Below are 18,816 nucleotides of genomic sequence, written 5' to 3'. Positions count from 1 at the left end.
AGGTGATCCATATGCCTAAATACCAGAGTTTTCAAAGCATTCTTGATAATCAAGTCATGGTTCCCAAACAGCTCTTGACGGATTACACGAAATTAGGTTTGGGAGAGACTGAGCTGGTTTTGATCATGCAAATTCACCGTTACCGTACAGAAGGAAATTCTTTTCCGACTCCAGAAGAGCTGGCAAGTACATTAACTGTATCAAGTCAAGAATGTTCGAAAATACTGAGAAGCTTAATACAAAAACAGTTGCTTTCTATAGAACAGCAGCATAATGAACAACAGGTGTTAAATGAGTGTTATTCCCTCGAACCACTATGGGAAAAGCTGTTCACTTACACTCCTGTTCAGAGTCCGGAGACGCAAGAATTTAATGAAAATATTTTTCCTCTTTTTGAACAAGAATTCGGGCGTCCTTTATCTCCATTTGAAATAGAGACGATTAACATTTGGCTGGATGAAGATGGACAGTCTCCTGCTCTCATTAAAGCCGCACTTAGAGAAGCTGTGCTCATGAGTAAATTAAACTTTAAATACATCGACAGAATTCTAAGAGAGTGGAAGAAGAAGGGTATTCAAACTGTTCAGCAAGCACGTGAACACGGCAAACAGTTCCGTCAAGGACAAAATTCTAGAAAAGAGCAACCCGAAACAAGGAAAAAACGAGATATCTCTTTATACTACAATTGGCTAGAGGAGGACTTATAATACAATTCCATGTTGAATAAAAAACAAATTCGTTTCTGTTTAGACACGTTCGAAGAAATGTTTCCGGAAGCAGAATGTGAGTTGAACCACAGCAACCCTTTTGAATTACTAGTTGCTGTGGTATTATCCGCTCAGGCTACTGATGCTTTAGTCAATAAAGTAACCCCTGGGTTGTTTGAAAAGTATAAAACACCCGAAGACTATATTTCCGTTTCACTGGAGGAGCTCCAGGAAGATATTAGACGAATCGGTTTATATAGGAACAAAGCTAAAAACATTAAGAAGTTATCTCAAACGCTCGTCAGCGATTTTAACGGAGAAGTTCCTCCAACAAAAAAAGAGTTAGAGAGCTTGGCAGGAGTAGGAAGAAAAACGGCGAACGTCGTAGCATCTGTTGCATTTGGAGAGCCGGCTATTGCAGTAGATACTCATGTGGAACGAGTTTCTAAACGCTTAGGGATTTGCCGTTGGAAAGACTCGGTTTTAGAAGTTGAAAAAACATTGATGAGAAAAATTCCCCGAGAAGAGTGGAGTGATACCCATCACCGAATGATCTTTTTTGGACGGTATCATTGTAAGGCCCAAAGACCAAACTGTGAAGAATGCCCATTGTTGATATTATGCAGAGAAGGCCAGAAGCGCATGAAAAAACAAAACCGGAAATAAAATAGGACATCCTAAATAGTAGGAAGTTTTGTTTCGGTGGATAAACAACAAACAAAGTAAAATACTAATTAGCAGACCAAATCATAAGGGATTTGGTCTTACTTTTTTTCCATATATGGAGATAAACAAATAAATTTGCATACGATAACACAATGAGAGGTAGCTAATATGAACAAACTACTTATGGTTTGGGTTCGAAAGTATGAACTTAGTTCGTATTCAGGCGAGATGTTTTTTAGCAAACCATGGTTCAGAGCATGGTATGGAGAAGTTAGGTATGTCTTATGAAGGTATAAGTAGAGTAATGTATGTTAAAGGGGGAACATAAAGATTTCAAGGTGTACTCAATATTTAGCTTTAAATTAATGTAAAAAGAGAACGCAAGGATATTAGTATCCAGGCGTTCTCTTTGCTTTTTGCATTGTTAACTATGGTGCTAAACATACCGGCTTTTAGTTGTTATTTTACCTAATGATGCATTTTCTAACCCTGATATCGGAACTCCTTAACCGAAATAGGGAGTTCTTTTTATTAGGCAGCTTCATCTAATGGTGAATCAGGGGAGGACGGGGAGTCAGAACCCGCTCCGCCATCATCTCCGCCGGTATCGCCGCCAGTGTCGCCACCGGTATCGCCGCCAGTGTCGCCACCAGTATCTCCACCAGTATCGCCGCCGGTATCGCCACCAGTGTCGCCGCCGGTATCGCCACCAGTGTCGCCACCAGTATTTCCACCAGTATCGCCGCCAGTGTCACCACCGGTATCACCACCAGTGTCGCCACCGGTATCACCGTCAGGGTTTTGGCCATTGCCTTCGTCTTCGCCTTGGCTGTCACCCTCGTCGCCTTGTTCTTTTTCTTTATCTTTTTCTTTATCTTTTTCTTTATCTTTTTCTTTATCTTTTTCTTCCTTCTCTTTATCTTTTTCCTCTTCAGAACCTGCAGTCTGAACTTGAGTAGTTGCAGGGTCACTCTTCTGTGCATTTCCTTCATCACTGACTGCAACTACTGAGAAGGTGTATGTGGAGCCAGGGCTTACATTCGTAATATTCAAGCTTGTATCTTTGGTTGTTGTCAGTTCTTTCGGTTCGCCCTCATCAATTTTATAAGTGACTTTGAACGAAACGCCTTCAGAGTCACCATATGACCAGCTTAAATCTATTGAACCATCTTCCTGATTAAACTTGCCAGCTAGTGATTGAACGGGTTCGAGTTTCTTATATTCTTTTGAAACCTTCGATGGTTGATTGTCCACATGGAATAACTCCGTTACAATACGGCTTTCAGGTGTGTACTCACTAGGTAGCTTTGCTGGACGTGAGCCTTCTTCTACTTCCACTTTTGTCACAGTTTTTGGCTGCTTGAAGTCCGCTGTATCTTTTCCTTCCGAGAGCTTAGCCATAAGTGGCTTAAATATTTGTTTCGGTATATCTTTCGCTGCCTGCGACAAGCCAGAGTTAATATCGTTATATCCTGTCCATATCGATATCGAATAATTCGTTGTATATCCATTGAACCAGGAGTCAGGAGCGATTTGCTGCTCATCTACTTCTCTGTTGGTTGTACCTGTTTTACCCGCTTCAGGAAGGCCAGGCACGTTAGCTGCGACACCTGAACCTTCTGACATTGTCGTCTGAAGCATATCAGAAATCATATATGCTGTGTAACTGTCCATCGCAGATTTTGGTTCTGGTTTTGTGTCGATTGTTTCTTCACCAGGAATTTCGATTTTACGTACTGTGTACGGTTCGTTATAGACACCTTCGTTTCCGAAAGCAGCATAGGCTCCGGACATTTGGAGGGGGTTAACGTTTGTTCCGCCGCCAATTGCATCACTAAGCACCATACCGTTCTCGGGGAATTTAATTCCTAACCCTTCAGCGAATTCTTGAGACTTACTGATTCCTGTTTCTTCAAGTGTTTTTAGAGCCGGTATGTTTAAAGAACGACTTAAAGCATAACGAGCGGACACCCATCCGCGGAATCGATTATCAAAATTGTTCGGAGAGTATCCATTTCCAAAGTCTGTTTCTTCATCATTGATTTGATGGTAGGTAGAGATCTTATTATATTGAATGGCAGGCCCGTATGCTGTGACAGGTTTGAATGTAGAACCGGGCTGGCGTTTAATGTCTGTTCCGTAGTTCAAGTTTCCTTTTTTATAATTACGACCACCACCGATCGCTCTTACTGCACCTGTTTGTGTATCTGTTACAGCAAGCCCTGTCTGTAATTCTTCATCAGGCCAGGGAATACCGCCTTCGTCACTTAGTAACTGTTGTACAGTATCTTGTGCATTAGGGTCTAAGGTCGTATAAATTTTCAGACCATCTTCATATATGTCTGCGCCATCCATTTTGGCTTTGACCTCTTCTCGCACCTGTTCAATGAACGCGTCATAAGGTGTTTCTTTCTCTGCTTCTTGCTTGACAAGCATATCTTCAATCTTAGTTTTTCTAGCTTCTTCAGCTTCTGCTTCAGTGATCTTACCATGTTGAACCATTAGACTTAACACGGTATTCATTCGATCTTTTGCTAAATCAGGGTTTTCAAAAGGGTTGTAGCCTGACGGTCTTTGAGGCAGCCCTGCAAGCAGGGCTGCTTCAGGAAGTGTCAATTTACTTAAATCTTCTTTACCGAAGTAAGTGTCTGCTGCTTCTGCTACCCCGTATGCGCCAGCTCCATAATAAATTTTGTTTAAATACATTTCTAAAATCTTATCTTTTGAATAATTCTGGTCTAGTTTAATAGCAAGATATTGCTCTTGTACTTTTCTTTCTAATGTCTTTTGACTCGACAAATAGGATCTTTTGACCACTTGTTGTGTAATGGTACTCGCGCCTTCAGCTCCAAAACCGCTTGTGACGTTAGCCCAAATAGCGGCGAGAATTCGTTGGAAATCGATTCCGAAGTGACTGTAGAATCTAGAGTCCTCTGTTGCAATGACAGAATCCTTTAGCACATCAGGCAATTCCTTGTATGTGACTTTCGTTCGTCTTTGTTCACCGGATAAGTCAGCAACCAGGTTATCATTCATATCATAAACTTTTGATGAAAAGGGATCGGATAATTGCGCTTCATCAAGCTTAGGTGCACTAGATATATAATAGGCAAATAACCCTCCGACACCGACTAGCAATACGAGACCGATGATGAATAGGGTCATTAAAATCTTTTTAAAACTTGGCTTGCCTTTTCTTTTTTTGGAACCCTGCATTTGCTTTCTTCTTGCTGATCGTGATTGGCTATCGTTGGCCATTTTACATTTCCTCCAATTCAGAAATAGAGCTTATCCAGGGCTTTGGCATAATCGACTCTCGCCTGGTAATGGAAGGGGATTTGAACACCCTCTAACTGTACATGATGATATGGAATCGATTTTCTGCCTCCGCCTATTTGATCATCCCAATAATGGAATAGTTGGGGGGAAGGGAGCAAGTATACTTCATCCAATGGAGTAAACTTGATTATCATAAAACAAATTCCTCCGTGTTCATGGACGGCCTTCATATGATCAATTTGATGTTGGTGTACGTTACTTAAAGGAAAAGAGGTCTTATTTCGAGTCTCTTTTGCCTCAAAGTCGATGTGTTTACCTCGATAAACTCCATTAAAATCAGTTGTAGATGCTTGCTTAAAATATGCTTCTTTAATGACGGCTGCACTTCGCTTAGGATAATCAACATTAACAATTTGCACTGGGGTTGGTTTTTTATGAACTACTGCAATCCCAGCATTTAAATAATATTCATTTGTCACATTTATATCTTCTTCTAATGACATCCCACGGTTGCTGAAATTTGGTTTGCTGCGATGCTTAGAAACGTTCATCCTTTTCGATGCGCGCTTTCCATTGGGATAATTCAAACTCCATCCCTCCCTATTTCCATGAGAGTATCATACCAAAAAATGAAATCAAAGGACATTTTTTTGGTTCAAAAACTTAGACGTTTGAGAAGAGAGAAGGTTTCATGGATTATCTCTTTAAATGTGACAGATTTATGAAAAAAGTTTGGTTGTAAATACTGATGTGATTTTACCCTGAATTGTTTTGATTAAACACCAATTATTGCATTCGAAGAGACGATGAAATTTCTGGGGATGAATTCTAAAAAAACTGCTGCTATACGAATAGCAGCAGTTCAGGTTATTAAGTAGCCGGGCGGTTCTCGCCAGCCAATTTAGGATTGTCAGTTTTAGCAGGGGTAGGTTTTTTATTGTTTCGTTCTTTATTCTTTTTAGCCATAATAATCCTCCTTTTCTGTCGAAGGTTCCAGCCTATAATGACTGGTTTTGTAGCTTTAGTTCTAGTCTTGTCATCATGGAAGGACTTATTCATAATCTGAAGAATTTTAATGTACAACGATTAGGGAGGCGATCTGGATGATCAGAAACGGCGTGGTCACCCCGGATGAATTTGAAGAGTTATTGTTTCAACTAAAAGAAAAGTTCACACTTATGGAAAAAAGACTGTCCCTAAAAACCGACGAGATCGTTTTTTATATGGCTATTGCTCATCGCAAAGAAACGGATCATTTAAAAGAAGACGTCCTCCAATTACGTGAACAAATAAGAAAACTGGAAAAGGAACAAAAGGCCAAGTGTCTTGAGAAAATTGCCTACCAGGCAAAACGGAGGTCGGCAGGGTAAGGTTGCTGTTGGATTTCTTTACGTGATAAAGTAAAGAAAAAAGGTGTGTGTGTCTAATTGTCGCTTAAACAACATACAGAAGAATTAAAGCAGCTTATAGACCAGCAACATATTCAGTTTGTTGAAACGGAAGGTCCTATAGATAAGAAAGACCATGCTTTTTTTGACAAGGTAAAAAAAGAGACAAAACCAATGTTCAATTTAAATAACAGTTGGAGGGATGAAGCTGAAGCTTTTGTCAAGAATAGAAAAGCTACGGTCCATCCCAATCAAGTAAAATCGACACATGAAAATATTGAGATGATTATCTTGCACAGTTATTATTTAGATATACACAGGAAACGGTTTAAAGAATTATTTCAGTCTGCTCACTATGTTTTGGATATGATCTTAGATGATCTGAACAAGTGACAAAAGCTCCCTGGCCTGCCAGGGAGCTTTTGTTTATGTTGTTTTTTTCTTTGGTCTTTTTATTATCAAATAGAAAGCAGGTACGAGCAGTAAGGTTAGCACAGTTGAGAACATTAATCCCGCTACAATGGATACAGCCAATGGTTTAAAGAGTACATCGCCTGTAAAGATAATTGGAGTTAAGGCTGCTATTGAAGTTAAGGAAGTTAGGACAATCGGGCGAATTCTAGCACGTCCGGCTTCGATCACAGCTTCAATAACGGAAGAATACTCTGAACGATTTTGCTCGATAAATTCGATTAAGATGACGGAATTTCTAACGACAATTCCAGAAAGAGAAACGATACCAAGTGTCGCTAAGAAACTCAGCGGCTCTCCGGATACAAACAAACCAATGATGGCACCTGTAATCGCCAGGAACACGGTTCCTGTAATGAGAAGCGGCATCAATAATGAGTTAAATTGAACGGCAATAGTCAAATAGATAAGGAACAACACGATTACAAACAGCTTAGATACTTCTATGAAAAATTCTGTTTGAGCATCGGTTTGACCAGTTTCTACTAAGGAATAACCTTCAGGAAGGTCATTTTTTATGGTTTCTACTACCTGGTTTGCTTCATTTGAGAAGGCTTGTTCGGATCCTTCTTTTGGATAGGCTTCAATAGTAATTGTTCGTTTTCCATCGAGGTGAGGAATGACTCCAACTTGTTCGATCTCTTCTGTAGTGATAATTTCATCCAGAGTGAAGGACGCAGGTGGCTGATTGCCACTTTGCGATTGACTCACTACGTTTAGGTCCTCTAAGTTTACTCCTTCAGGCTCTCCGTCATTAAGAATGACCTCAATTGGTAAACGTTCCACTCCATTGTCGAAGGTACCTAGCGGAATACCTGTATTAGCTACTTGAATTTGAGAAGTGACTTGGTCAATAGGGATATTGTTTTCTGCTAAAAGATCTCGATCAGGATTGTAGCGGATAAATGGCTGGCCACTGCCTGCATTAATCGTAGCCAGTTCAGCTTCTTCAAGCTTCCCTAACTTGCTTTTCGCTTGATTGGCTTCCTCAATTAAAGTGTCCAGTTCAGGTCCTTGTATTTTTACTTGTACAGGAGGAGACGGAGGTGGACCTGACACTATGGTCTCAAGGAATACTTCAGCATCTTCAAATTCATCTCTTAAAGGTTCCTCCCACTCATTAATAAATGCTGTGGCACTGGTTTTTTCTCTATCAACCCGCACGAGCACTTGACCCGTATTTTCCCCGGAACGCTGTAAACCAGAACTGAATAAGTTTGGTAACCCTGAACCGGTGTAAACAGCTGACTCAGTTATGGTATCCTCGTTTTCTTTTAAGAAATCTTCCATTTCTTTTAACTGCTTTTCGGTTTCTTCAATTGGAGTTCCCTGAGGGTACTCAACGGAGATTGTAACTTCAGGTCTGTCAGCAGCTGGAAAGAATTCAAATGGTATTTTAATGACAAGCATAGCCAGAAGTGCACAAATTACCAAACCAGTAATCGAGGTAATCCAAGGTTTCTTTGTTATTTTTGGTAAAAGAGTATCTGCATAAAACCTCTCGAGCCAATTAAACAAGTCACCAAGTAGTCCTTGCTTCGCCGCCGCTTTCTTTCTTCTTTTTCTTCTTGCATACTGCACCGTAGGAATAAAGGTCAGTGCCATAATCGTCGAGGCGAGTACCGTAAAGATGAGTACGGAAGGCAATGCCCGAATGAAATCTCCGTTTGTACCGGAAAGAAATGTTAAAGGGAAGAAGCTGAATATAATCATCAAAGTTGAAGTAACAATGGACTTTCCAACTTCTCTTACGCCTCGAACCGTCCCTTCCAACGGTTTATCACCCATCTGAAATCTTCGTTGAATGTTATCGTTGACTACAATGGCATCATCTACGAGAATTCCGATTGCGATAATCATTCCGATAATTGAAATCTGGTTTAAATCTACTCCTACATAAGGAAGAGGAATTAACCCGATTATGATTGAGATCGGAATTGCCAAAGCAACAAGTAAAGCAGATGAAATGGGCAACCCAAGTACCATAATAATAATAACGGCTATAAGCGATATGGAGAAGGAACTGATCAAATTGTTAAAAACTTCCTCAATGATCGTGCTTTGTGTATAAAATTGCTCAACAGATACCGAAGAGGGCAATTCTTTTTCAAGATCTTCCACCTTCGCCGTAATTTCTTCTTGCAAAGAAGAGATGTTAACGCCTTCTTTTGCTAAGACAGTTATCGATAACGCAGATTGGTCATTTACTGAAATTAAATCATCAGCGTCTTTATTGGTAAAGGTGATAGATCCTACTTCTTGAAGAGTTATTGGCTCTCCTTCTGGTGTAGTACCTACTGAAAGCTTTTCAAGCTCCTCTATGTCAGAATACTTGTTGAAGATCAATTGATAAATTTGTCCATTTTCTTGCTGAGTACCAATAGCTGAAGGAGCAATCTCTTTATTAATTGATTCAATTACTTGGAATGGCGCCAGTTGGTTCTCCTGAAGTTGTTCATTGTCTAACTGCACAGCTACTTTTTGTTCAGGAAGACCTTTGACTAGTAGCGATTCCACACCTGTTATACTTGTAAGTTCTGTGCGCCACGTTTCAATTTTTTCTCTTAAATCATAGAGGTCTTCATCTGAGTTCGCCAGTAAGTGGTAGGAGGCCACAGAGGAAGTAGTCAGGTCGGTGTTGACCTCAGGGTCCTGTACTTCATCTGGAAATCCCCGTGAAACGTCCGAAACGATTTGTCTTATTTTTGAATTGACGGTATTTGAATCTGCTTCACCACTCAATGTAGCGGTTATCGTACCGAACCCGGTAGTAGATGCAGATGTAACTTCATCCACTCCTTGCACATTAAGGAGTTCTTGTTCGATTGGATTTGTTACTGTCCTTTCCATTTCTTGTGGAGTGGCTCCAGGATACACTGTAGAAATAGAGGCTACGTTTATATTGATCTCAGGAATTTCTCGCTTAGGCAGCTGAAAGTAAGTGAATATCCCTGTAAAGATAAGAAGCACAATAAAAACCCAGACAATTTTATTGTACTGAAGTAACTTCTTCATTAAAGGTTCCTCCTTTGTTTATAGATGATTGAATAATTTCTCGATTGTGCTTCTTAAGTATAAACTTTTTTTGACACATGTGTCATTTACTTCGGTTGCTTGGATGTGCTCTTATTAATTTATGTAATCGCTTTACTTAAAAACCTTTTTCATTTATAATTAGCTTCCCATTGAAAGGGAGGATATGCAGATGAAGAAAGAAGAATTGATTCAACAAGCTAAAGAGGTACGGCAACGCGCTTATACTCCTTATTCTAAATTTCCCGTTGGTGCAGCGCTTGTAACAGAAGACGGCACATTGTTCACTGGGTGTAATATTGAGAATGCTGCCTATCCAGTGACGTGCTGTGCTGAAAGAGTTGCTATATTCAAAGCAATCTCAGAAGGATATACTAATTTTAAAGAGCTGGCAGTCGTCGCGGATACAAAAAGACCTGTGCCGCCTTGTGGCTCTTGCCGCCAAGTGATGAGCGAATTTTTCCCGCCACAAACCAAAATTCATACGTCTAATCTTTATGGCGAGTCTAGGACGATGACAATGGAAGAGATTTTGCCTTTTTCCTTTGGCGCCATGGATTTAACACATGAGGATGAGTGAGAAAAGGAGGTGAAAACCTCCTTTTTTTATGGTCCGCTTCTTATACATACATACACCATCCACGTTCGAGCCTAAAAAAATGGGTAATATTGAGAATATCGCCCAGTACATCTATTTCACCCATGACATACGCTGATAAGGAAGACTAAGAACAAGGAGTGAACATAATGCATCATCAAACAATGCCGGGTCAGTGTCACGCCCCAATTAATAGACGCCCGATTGTATGTCCAATGCAGCACTGTGTGATGGATAACTATTTTGTAGAAAACCAAGACATTATTCATCCTACACACCTATTAGTGCGTAATAACCATCTCTTGAACAATTATAATTACTTCCCACTATTAGTATCAGAACAGAATAATTTCCAGACTCAAGAATATAATTTCCCTCAAGGACAATCTCCGGATTACAATTGGATGGAGTTTATGTCTCCTCAGGATATGGGCCAAATGCCGATGATGGGCGAAGGTGATACAGAAGGCCAAATGCCAATGATGCCGCAGCAAGGGATGATGGGCGAAGGTCAAATGCCAATGATGCCGCAGCAAGGGATGATGGGTGAAGGTCAAATGCCAATGATGCCGCAGCAAGGGATGATGGGCGGAGGACAGATGCCAATGATGCCGCAACAAGGGATGATGGGCGGAGGACAGATGCCAATGATGCCGCAGCAAGGGATGATGGGGCAGGGTCAAATGCCGATGATGCCTCAAGGGCAGATGCCTATGGGTCAAATGCCAGGATCTGATTCATAGAAGTTATAATAAGCCACTTTTTGAGTGGCTTATTTTCTTTTTTTCAGATAGAAACTTTTAATAGGATGTCATACAATAGGATTGGAGAGTGATCCGAATGAGAACAATTGTAGTCACAGGATATAAACCAATGGAAATGGGGATATTTAAACAGAATGATCCTAAAATAGCCTTTATTAAAGAAACGATTAGACGAAGGTTAATTTCAATGATAGAAGAAGGACTGGAATGGATTCTTATTTCAGGGCAAATGGGGATTGAACTTTGGACCGGCGAAGTAGTGCTGGATTTGAAAGAAGCGTATGATATTAATCTGGGAGTGATCCCCCCTTTTACAAATCAGCAAGAACGCTGGCCAGAAGATATCCAAATGGTCTATGAGGAAGTAACCATGATTGCAGACTTTCATAAGCCTGTATACGAAAAAAGCTACGATGGACCTTATCAATTTCAAGCGAAAGACCAGTTTCTCGTTGAACACTCCGATGGCTGCCTTGTTCTTTTTGATGAAGAAACCACCGGTAGTCCCGAATACTTTTTAAGACATGCACGTAAATCAGAGGAGATGGGGAAGTACAAGATTTTGTACATAACTCCTTTAGATTTAGAGGAAACGGTCGAAGAATTGCGTATGTCGGACCCTGATTACTGGAGCCAACAATAGATTCAAATTGAATAAAATTGACAATTTCGCTAGCATTTGAAAAAATAAGATTAATGTGTTGAACAGAGGTGATAAAAAATGAGTTCAGAAGAAATTCATTTGACGAGTAAAGAAATTCTCGAAAAAGATTTTAAAACTTCAATGCGTGGGTATAATCAAGAAGAAGTGGATGAATATTTAGATCTGATTATTCAAGATTATGACAAGTTTCAACAGGAGATTGAACGTCTTCAACATGAAAACGATCGTTTGAAGAGAATGTCAAGCAGGGAAACAGCGCCAAGACAGAGACAAAATGGTACGGGAAATCACCAGGTAAATTATGATATCCTGAAAAGAGTTTCAAACTTGGAGAAAGCCGTTTTCGGAAAAAAATACGCGGACTAATACCATTAATTACCATATGACAAAACGTTTGTGATTTGCTATAATGTTCAAGTGCGCCGGATTCGGTGCTAATGTTGAATAGTAATGAAAAAGCATTTGAATACTCGGGTAATCGCTGTATGTATTCATACAGAGGAAAGTCCATGCTCGCACAGACTGCGATGTCTGTAGTGTTCGTGCCTGACGAAGTCATAAGTCAGGGTAGTCTTTAGACTAACGGCAGGGAAAATTCCTACGTCTTCGGATATGGAATGAATACCTTGAAAGTGCCACAGTGACGGAGCCAAAATAGAAATATTTTGGGTGGAACGAGGTAAACCCCACGAGCGAGCAACCCAAATGAAGGTAGGGGCATTCTTCAATGGGAAATGAACCAGAGAAGAAACCGTTGATACGGCAGATAGATGATTACCACCGGAGTACGAGGTTGACCGCCGCTGGCAGTACGATGGTACAGAACATGGCTTACAGAGTATTCAAAGGTCGCTAATTACTTACAAGACACCCTTCTTAAAAGCCATTCGCTTTAGGAAGGGTTTTTTATTGGATACATAACGATAGATTCGGAGGGATAAAATGTCTCAACAGGTTACTTTAATCGCAACAGCTGCTATGGGTCTCGAGGCTATTGTCGCTAGAGAAGTCAAAGCACTTGGGTATGAAGATGTACAAGTAGAAAACGGGAGAGTAGTTTTTACTGCTGAACCGTCTGCTATTCCTAGAGCTAATCTGTGGCTCAGAACAGCAGATCGCGTAAAATTGCTTGCAGGTCGCTTTAAGGCAACTACTTTTGACGAGTTATTCGAAAAAACAAAAGCTCTCCCGTGGGAGGATTTCATTGCTGAAGATGGGGAATTTCCTGTAGTAGGAAAATCAGTCAAGTCCAAACTATATAGTGTACCGGACTGTCAATCCATTGTAAAAAAAGCCATTGTCGAACGTCTGAAAAAGAAATATGGCATTGCTTCCTGGCTGAAAGAAACTGGAGCCTTTTACCGTGTTGAAATAGCTCTTCATAAAGATGAAGCCCTTCTCACAATCGATACATCTGGAAGCGGGCTTCACAAACGCGGATACAGAGTCGGACAGGGGGAAGCTCCTCTTAAAGAAACCCTTGCTGCTGCGTTAGTGCAAATTACAAACTGGCATCCAGATCAGCCATTCGTTGATCCATTTTGTGGATCTGGCACCATTGCGATTGAAGCTGCTTTAATTGGTCAAAACATTGCTCCAGGGTTCAACAGAGAATTTGCCTCTGAAGAATGGGGATTTATCTCCCAAAAAGCTTGGGATGATGCTTTTCAAGAAGCAGAGGATTTTGCTAACTATGATCAGCCTTTAAATATCACGGGTTCTGATATAAACCCAGACTTAATTAATATTGCCAAAAACAATGCTATGGAAGCAGGTCTTGGTGATTTGGTTACATGGAAGCAGATGCAAATGAGCGACTTTAAACCAAAACAGGATAGCGGTTATCTAGTTTCTAACCCACCTTATGGAGAGCGTATGGGTGAACGAGAAGAAGTGGAGCAGATGTATCGCGATCTCGGTTCGATTATGAGAGACCACCCATCATGGAGTGTGTATATCCTGACGTCCCATGAAGGTTTCGAGAAACTGTATGGAAAGCCTGCAACAAAAAAACGAAAACTTTTCAACGGATTTATCAAAACTGATTACTACCAGTACTTTGGTAAGTCAAAAAAGACAAAATTCAGTAATGACAAAGGTTTCAGCAAATAAATAAGCTGTGCTTTTGTTGTCTAAAGAGAATTAGTAAGACCAGACTTTCTCTATTCCTTTAAAATGGAAGAAAAAGTCTGGTCTTATTTTTTCTGAACTTTTTTAGGGTAATTATTTACTCCTGGCTTTTTTTGAGGATTCATTATCGTTCTTTTTTAAACGGATTGAATGTAAATGGTAATCGTTCATCCACTCTACTAAATCCCCTCTGTCAAAAAGCTCTACTTTATCCTTTTGAGCTTGAACTTTAGCTGCTTTTGTAAAATAACTGTTTGTAACGATCCATTTTTTATTTACGCTATAATTTCCATCTACTTCGATAATTTTGTTAACTTCAGACAGCACAATCTTATCTGATGACTTTTTCATATACACATCGATCGATTGTGAACCCTTTTTTAACAGTACATCTGCTCTGTATTTTTGCGAATCAGAAGTTCGTTTGGCGAAATAACCCTGGTGCTTGAATAGGTGCAGGAGCAATTCTTCAAATTGGTCGGCATTCAATTTATCTATTTCATTAAGTAGATATCCTTTCATACTATTTTTTCTGTTCTTTTTCCTAATGCTAATCTTTGAAAATAAAAAATCAATGGTAAGAAAAATGATATACCCCAGGGACATAAACATTCCAAGTGTAAGTAAAAAAGTCAACCATTTTATTGTAGGAATAACACTCAATAATGCAAGAACAAGGAGATTTGAAATACCGATAAATTTTAATTTATCCATGAGCTCCCAGCATTTAAAATTGTCTATATTCTTAAACTGCTTAAGGTAATATTTGAACAACCAATCACATCCTTAAAATTTCATAACGAATTCATACTAGTTTTTCCGTTCTTGCATTCAAATATTCTGTTTTCACCTGAGTTGATTAGAAAGATTTCCAAAGTATGTAGACCACTTGGTAATAAAAATAGCCCTTAACCAATATAATTGATAAGATTATAATAGATCAGAAAAAAGAAAGGGAGATAGAGATGAGTCAAACGACCGAGCAAAAGTTTATGGCGTTATTGAAAGAGCAGGCATCCTACGGGGAAGCTATCGGATTAATGGCCTGGGATATGAGGACAAAGGCACCAAAAAAAGGTGTCGATAACCGCTCTGAGGTTTTAGGAGTGCTCTCTCAAAAAGTTCATGAAATTCAAACCTCAGACGAAATGAAATCATACATAGATGAGCTTAAAGGGAACGTAACCGATCCAGTTGTGCAAAAATCACTGGAAGAAGCAGAAGAAACGTACGAAAAAACAGCAAAGATTCCAACTAAGGAATATCGGGAGTATGTCACTTTGCAGTCAAAAGCAGAATCTATGTGGGCGGAAGCAAAAGGAAATAATGATTTTGAAAGTTTTCGTCCATATTTAGAGAAGCTAGTTGAATATAACAGACGTTTTGCCGATTATTGGGGATATAAAAACCATCGTTATGATGCCTTGCTTCACAACTACGAGCCGGGTGTAACTGTTGAAGTGATTGATCGTGTATTTCCTCAAGTAAGACAAGCTTTAACAGAACTGCTCGGGAAAATCCAATCGGCTCCTAACCAGCCCGATCCTTCTGTGCTAGAAGGACAATTTCCTAAAGAAATGCAGGAAAAATTCAGTTTGGAAATATTGAAGCGAATGGGCTATGACTTCGAAGCAGGACGTTTGGATGAAACGGTCCATCCGTTTGCTATTGGTTTGAATATGAACGATGTAAGGGTGACGACAAAGTATGATGAAAAGGACTTCCGAACGGCCGTTTTCGGTACAATCCATGAAGGCGGTCACGCATTGTATGAACAAAATATTGATCCTAAACTAGCTTTCACCCCGTTAGCGACTGGAACTTCAATGGGAATTCACGAATCCCAATCTCTTTTCTGGGAGAACTTTATTTCTAGAAGTGAAGCATTTTGGGAGAACCATTACGAACTGTTCAAATCCTTTGCACCTGAGAGCTTTAAAGACCTACCAATGGATGCTTTTTATAGAGCGATTAACGAAGTAAAGCCTTCTTTAATTCGAATTGAAGCGGATGAACTTACTTACTGCCTCCACATTATGGTTCGTTATGAACTGGAAAAAGCATTGATTGGCGGAGAGATTGAAGTAAAAGACCTCCCTCAACTATGGAACGATAAGATGGAAGAATACCTTGGTGTTAGACCTTCTAATGACGCTGAAGGTGTACTTCAGGATATCCATTGGTCCGGGGGAGACTTTGGTTATTTCCCTTCTTATGCATTGGGCTACATGTATGCTGCTCAAGTTGCTCACCAAATGAAAAATGACTTGGATATTGAATCCGTCATTCGTGCTGGAGACTTTGAAAAAATTCAGCAATGGCTTACAAAGAATATTCATCAATATGGGAAAATGAAGAAGCCTCTAGAAATATTAAATGACGTGACGGGGGAAGGGTTGAACCCGGATTATATCATCCAATATTTATCAGAAAAATATAAGAAAATTTATCAATTTTAAAGTAATCGAGTCGGGTGTTAAACCCCGGCTTTTTTGTTTTTTAGAAAGTAATAACGGTGTGATCCTTCTTTCGGCTCTAACGCCTAACAATTCTGGTATAAGGTTAATCAATTAAGTTGTTAAAAACCATCCAACCACAACTTGTTTTGCAGGTCAGCGGTCCTCAGGACGAAGGACAGTTCAACGTTGGCACAGGACGTTCGAATTTAGTTGAACATTCATGGAATGAGCGATTGGACTTTCATTGGACTTTTTTTGTTAAATAATTGACATTTCTATTAATCTCCTATAACATCAAAAAGGCAATAAAACATATCATTTTACTTGGTTTTAGGGGGAATAGAAATGAAACGTACATTTTTTGGGTTAGTTCTTCTAGTACTGGCCGTAGTTTTATCCGCTTGCGGCAACAGTGAATCAGAGGAAAAGCAAGCAAATTCAGAAGGAAGCAGTGAGGAAGCCACAAAGTCTTCCGACAATCTGCTTGAGGATATAAAAGCTAATGGTGAATTATTGATTGGCACAGAAGGCACATACCCGCCATACACCTTCCATAATGAACAGGACGAATTGACAGGCTTCGATGTAGAAATTGCAAGGGAGGTAGCCAAACGATTAGGAGTTGAACCTGTATTCAAAGAAACCAAGTGGGACTCTATGTTTGCTGGGTTAAACTCCGAACGGTTTGATATGGTTGCTAACCAGGTAGGAATTACCCCTGAGCGTCAGGAGAAATACTCTTTCTCAGAGCCATACATCCAGTCTTCGGCTGTAATTGTAACTCATAAAGATAATAAGAGCATTACGAGTTTTAAGGATTTATCTGGCGTGAAGACAGCCCAGTCAATGACAAGTAATTTCGCTAAGATTGCTAAAGAAAACGGGGCGGACATTACGAGTGTTGAAGGATTTAATGAGTCTATGCAATTACTTAGCTCAAAACGTGTTGAAGCGACTGTGAACGACCGATTATCGGTACTTGACTTTAAACAACAACGTCCAGATGCACCTGTTAAAATTGCCGCTAGGCAGGATGAAGCGTCTAAAAGTGGATTATTGTTCAGACAAGGTAATGACGAGTTAGTAGAAGCAGTCAATCAAGCTTTAAATGAAATGAAAGAAGACGGAACATACATGGAAATCTCCGAGAAGTGGTTTGGTGAAGATGTTTCTAAGTAATATTTTCACCGACAGCGCAATGCAGGAAAAATATATCGACATTTTAGTCAGCTCTTTTCTCCCTTTGGTGAAAGGGGCTTTCTATTATACAATTCCGCTTACACTAATTTCATTTGCCATCGGGCTTGTATTAGCAATCATAACGGCAATGATGAGAATTTCTGGTATAAAGGTTTTCCAAGGGGTAGCCAGAGTTTATGTTTCAATTATTCGGGGGACGCCTCTACTCGTACAATTGTATATCATTTTCTACGGACTTCCGTCTGTAGGAGTAACAATCAACCCATTAATATCTGCAATCATTGGATTTTCCCTTAATATGGGTGCTTATAATTCAGAAATTATCCGAGCCGCTATTTTGTCTATACCTAAAGGGCAGTGGGAAGCTTCTCAATCCATAGGGATGACGTATTTGCAATCTTTGAGACGGGTCATTTTTCCCCAGGCGACTCGAGTATCAATTCCACCGTTATCTAACTCCTTTATTGGACTCATCAAGGATACATCCCTTGCCTCAACAATCACATATGGTGAACTATTCCGTCAGGCTCAAGAAATCGCATCGCAGAATTACGAATTTCTTCTCGTGTATACAGAAGCAGCTGCGATTTATTGGATCATCTGTGTCGGTTTGTCGTTTGTACAAGACCGTGTAGAAACAAGACTGGAACGTTATGTATCAACATAGGAGAGATTTGATGATTAAGGCTATGAATATAAATAAACATTTTGGGTCATTACACGTATTAAAAGATATCGAAGTGGATGTACAAAAAGGTGAGGTTGTTGTAGTAATCGGCCCTTCGGGATCAGGAAAGACAACTTTCTTGAGAACTTTAAATGTTTTGGAAAAGCCCGAAGAAGGCAAAATTAAGATTGGTGATCAAAAACTAGACTTTGCTCAACCCATATCAAAGAAGTCGCTGATTCAGTTCAGGAAACAAACGGGGATGGTCTTTCAAAACCATAATCTTTTTCCGCATTTTACGGCTATGGAAAACGTCATGGAAGGTCCTGTTACGGTTCAGAAGGTACGTAAAGAATCAGCAAAAGAGCGGGCTGCTGAAATACTCACCAAAGTTGGTCTTGGCAATAAACTGGAAGCATACCCTCACCAGTTATCTGGAGGGCAGCAGCAGAGGGTAGGAATTGCAAGAGCACTCGCGACGGGAGCAGAAGTCATTTTATTTGACGAACCAACTTCAGCTCTCGACCCTGAATTGGTAGGAGACGTATTGGATGTTATGAAGGAACTGGCCAGAGAGGGAATGACAATGGTTGTCGTTACACATGAAATGAGCTTTGCTGAAGAGGTTGCAGACAAGGTCGTTTTTATGGACCATGGAAAGATAATAGAAGAAGGAACACCTTATCAAGTATTTAATCAGACAAAGGAAGTAAGAACGAAACAGTTCTTAAATCGAATCCAATAATAAATAAAAAATCCCAACAGAATCTTTCTGTTGGGATTTTTTATA

Annotated in this window: 17 protein-coding genes and 1 other RNA gene; 14 read left to right on the top strand and 4 right to left on the bottom strand. The window is 39.9% G+C overall.

From position 1 onward, the window contains the following. Positions 1 to 11 precede the first annotated feature (11 nt). The gene (locus ACRYKC_RS09455; RefSeq protein ID WP_433806478.1) at positions 12 to 707 is read left to right on the top strand and encodes a DnaD domain-containing protein; all 696 of its coding nucleotides are present in this window, start codon (positions 12 to 14) and stop codon (positions 705 to 707) included. Positions 708 to 716: 9 nt separating this feature from the next. Further along, a complete protein-coding gene (nth, locus tag ACRYKC_RS09450) occupies positions 717 to 1,373 on the top strand; it encodes an endonuclease III (protein WP_433806477.1) in 657 nt (218 codons plus the stop codon). Between the two features lie 531 nt (positions 1,374 to 1,904). Here the strand turns inward: nth and ACRYKC_RS09445 are convergent. Together ACRYKC_RS09445 and recU are read right to left on the bottom strand one after the other, a co-directional pair. Beyond that, entirely contained in the window at positions 1,905 to 4,631 is a 2,727-nt protein-coding gene (locus ACRYKC_RS09445; protein ID WP_433806476.1) for a PBP1A family penicillin-binding protein, read from the bottom strand. Positions 4,632 to 4,648: 17 nt separating this feature from the next. Continuing rightward, positions 4,649 to 5,239 carry a Holliday junction resolvase RecU gene (recU, locus tag ACRYKC_RS09440; RefSeq protein WP_433806475.1) on the bottom strand — a complete coding sequence of 197 codons (591 nt, stop codon included), beginning with the start codon at positions 5,237 to 5,239 and terminating at the stop codon, positions 4,649 to 4,651. Between the two features lie 516 nt (positions 5,240 to 5,755). Here recU and ACRYKC_RS09435 point away from each other — a divergent pair. Beyond that, positions 5,756 to 6,022, top strand: coding sequence for a hypothetical protein (locus tag ACRYKC_RS09435; protein ID WP_433806474.1), 267 nt, complete (start codon positions 5,756 to 5,758; stop codon positions 6,020 to 6,022). A gap of 57 nt (positions 6,023 to 6,079) precedes the next feature. Beyond that, on the top strand, positions 6,080 to 6,433 hold the full coding sequence (locus ACRYKC_RS09430; RefSeq protein WP_433806473.1) for a YppE family protein: 354 nt from the start codon (positions 6,080 to 6,082) through the stop codon (positions 6,431 to 6,433). Positions 6,434 to 6,466: 33 nt separating this feature from the next. Here ACRYKC_RS09430 and ACRYKC_RS09425 read toward each other — a convergent pair whose 3' ends face one another. After that, the gene (locus tag ACRYKC_RS09425; RefSeq protein ID WP_433806472.1) at positions 6,467 to 9,526 is read right to left on the bottom strand and encodes an efflux RND transporter permease subunit; all 3,060 of its coding nucleotides are present in this window, start codon (positions 9,524 to 9,526) and stop codon (positions 6,467 to 6,469) included. A gap of 190 nt (positions 9,527 to 9,716) precedes the next feature. On the opposite strand from ACRYKC_RS09425, the gene ACRYKC_RS09420 reads away from it, so the two are divergent. The 6 genes from ACRYKC_RS09420 to ACRYKC_RS09395 all read left to right on the top strand — a co-directional run bounded on the left by ACRYKC_RS09420 (position 9,717) and on the right by ACRYKC_RS09395 (position 13,682). Next, positions 9,717 to 10,124 carry a cytidine deaminase gene (locus ACRYKC_RS09420; RefSeq protein ID WP_433806471.1) on the top strand — a complete coding sequence of 136 codons (408 nt, stop codon included), beginning with the start codon at positions 9,717 to 9,719 and terminating at the stop codon, positions 10,122 to 10,124. A gap of 167 nt (positions 10,125 to 10,291) precedes the next feature. After that, positions 10,292 to 10,885 carry a CotD family spore coat protein gene (locus ACRYKC_RS09415; protein ID WP_433806470.1) on the top strand — a complete coding sequence of 198 codons (594 nt, stop codon included), beginning with the start codon at positions 10,292 to 10,294 and terminating at the stop codon, positions 10,883 to 10,885. 97 nt (positions 10,886 to 10,982) lie between these two features. Continuing rightward, a complete protein-coding gene (locus ACRYKC_RS09410) occupies positions 10,983 to 11,549 on the top strand; it encodes an SLOG family protein (protein WP_433806469.1) in 567 nt (188 codons plus the stop codon). Between the two features lie 78 nt (positions 11,550 to 11,627). Further along, entirely contained in the window at positions 11,628 to 11,936 is a 309-nt protein-coding gene (gene gpsB, locus ACRYKC_RS09405; protein WP_433806468.1) for a cell division regulator GpsB, read from the top strand. A 100-nt stretch (positions 11,937 to 12,036) separates the two neighbouring features. Then, positions 12,037 to 12,409: RNase P RNA component class B (gene rnpB / locus ACRYKC_RS09400), an RNA gene on the top strand. 103 nt (positions 12,410 to 12,512) lie between these two features. Beyond that, positions 12,513 to 13,682, top strand: a complete 1,170-nt coding sequence (locus tag ACRYKC_RS09395; protein WP_433806467.1) for a THUMP domain-containing class I SAM-dependent RNA methyltransferase — start codon at positions 12,513 to 12,515, stop codon at positions 13,680 to 13,682. A gap of 111 nt (positions 13,683 to 13,793) precedes the next feature. Here ACRYKC_RS09395 and ACRYKC_RS09390 read toward each other — a convergent pair whose 3' ends face one another. Further along, a complete protein-coding gene (locus ACRYKC_RS09390) occupies positions 13,794 to 14,222 on the bottom strand; it encodes a restriction endonuclease (protein WP_433806466.1) in 429 nt (142 codons plus the stop codon). 443 nt (positions 14,223 to 14,665) lie between these two features. Between ACRYKC_RS09390 and ACRYKC_RS09385 the strand changes: the two genes are divergently transcribed. From ACRYKC_RS09385 to ACRYKC_RS09370, 4 genes are all read left to right on the top strand, one after another. Continuing rightward, positions 14,666 to 16,159: a carboxypeptidase M32 gene (locus ACRYKC_RS09385; protein WP_433806465.1), complete on the top strand. Its 1,494-nt coding sequence runs from the start codon at positions 14,666 to 14,668 to the stop codon at positions 16,157 to 16,159. A 345-nt stretch (positions 16,160 to 16,504) separates the two neighbouring features. After that, on the top strand, positions 16,505 to 17,338 hold the full coding sequence (locus ACRYKC_RS09380) for an amino acid ABC transporter substrate-binding protein (RefSeq protein ID WP_433806464.1): 834 nt from the start codon (positions 16,505 to 16,507) through the stop codon (positions 17,336 to 17,338). Beyond that, positions 17,325 to 18,026: an amino acid ABC transporter permease gene (locus ACRYKC_RS09375; RefSeq protein WP_433806463.1), complete on the top strand. Its 702-nt coding sequence runs from the start codon at positions 17,325 to 17,327 to the stop codon at positions 18,024 to 18,026. Before ACRYKC_RS09380 ends, ACRYKC_RS09375 begins: the two co-directional genes overlap by 14 nt. Before the next feature lie 10 nt (positions 18,027 to 18,036). Then, a complete protein-coding gene (locus tag ACRYKC_RS09370) occupies positions 18,037 to 18,771 on the top strand; it encodes an amino acid ABC transporter ATP-binding protein (RefSeq protein WP_433806462.1) in 735 nt (244 codons plus the stop codon). Positions 18,772 to 18,816 lie beyond the last annotated feature (45 nt).

It is taken from the genome of Halobacillus sp. A1-3, from assembly GCF_050971765.1.
Classification (GTDB): domain Bacteria; phylum Bacillota; class Bacilli; order Bacillales; family Halobacillaceae; genus Halobacillus; species Halobacillus mangrovi_B.
Note: the sequence above shows the minus strand (reverse complement) of the source record. Positions and strands in the feature narration are given on the sequence as shown.

Bases quoted from the DNA above. Each gene is read 5' to 3' on its own strand.
- ACRYKC_RS09370 (WP_433806462.1), top strand. From the start codon at position 18,037: ATGATTAAGGCTATGAATATAAATAAACATTTTGGGTCATTACACGTA.
- ACRYKC_RS09435 (WP_433806474.1), top strand. From the start codon at position 5,756: ATGATCAGAAACGGCGTGGTCACCCCGGATGAATTTGAAGAGTTATTG.
- ACRYKC_RS09425 (WP_433806472.1), bottom strand. From the start codon at position 9,526: ATGAAGAAGTTACTTCAGTACAATAAAATTGTCTGGGTTTTTATTGTG.
- ACRYKC_RS09385 (WP_433806465.1), top strand. From the start codon at position 14,666: ATGAGTCAAACGACCGAGCAAAAGTTTATGGCGTTATTGAAAGAGCAG.
- ACRYKC_RS09445 (WP_433806476.1), bottom strand. From the start codon at position 4,631: ATGGCCAACGATAGCCAATCACGATCAGCAAGAAGAAAGCAAATGCAG.
- ACRYKC_RS09410 (WP_433806469.1), top strand. From the start codon at position 10,983: ATGAGAACAATTGTAGTCACAGGATATAAACCAATGGAAATGGGGATA.
- ACRYKC_RS09390 (WP_433806466.1), bottom strand. From the start codon at position 14,222: ATGAAAGGATATCTACTTAATGAAATAGATAAATTGAATGCCGACCAA.
- nth (WP_433806477.1), top strand. From the start codon at position 717: ATGTTGAATAAAAAACAAATTCGTTTCTGTTTAGACACGTTCGAAGAA.
- ACRYKC_RS09420 (WP_433806471.1), top strand. From the start codon at position 9,717: ATGAAGAAAGAAGAATTGATTCAACAAGCTAAAGAGGTACGGCAACGC.
- ACRYKC_RS09380 (WP_433806464.1), top strand. From the start codon at position 16,505: ATGAAACGTACATTTTTTGGGTTAGTTCTTCTAGTACTGGCCGTAGTT.
- ACRYKC_RS09455 (WP_433806478.1), top strand. From the start codon at position 12: ATGCCTAAATACCAGAGTTTTCAAAGCATTCTTGATAATCAAGTCATG.
- gpsB (WP_433806468.1), top strand. From the start codon at position 11,628: ATGAGTTCAGAAGAAATTCATTTGACGAGTAAAGAAATTCTCGAAAAA.
- ACRYKC_RS09415 (WP_433806470.1), top strand. From the start codon at position 10,292: ATGCATCATCAAACAATGCCGGGTCAGTGTCACGCCCCAATTAATAGA.
- ACRYKC_RS09395 (WP_433806467.1), top strand. From the start codon at position 12,513: ATGTCTCAACAGGTTACTTTAATCGCAACAGCTGCTATGGGTCTCGAG.
- ACRYKC_RS09375 (WP_433806463.1), top strand. From the start codon at position 17,325: ATGTTTCTAAGTAATATTTTCACCGACAGCGCAATGCAGGAAAAATAT.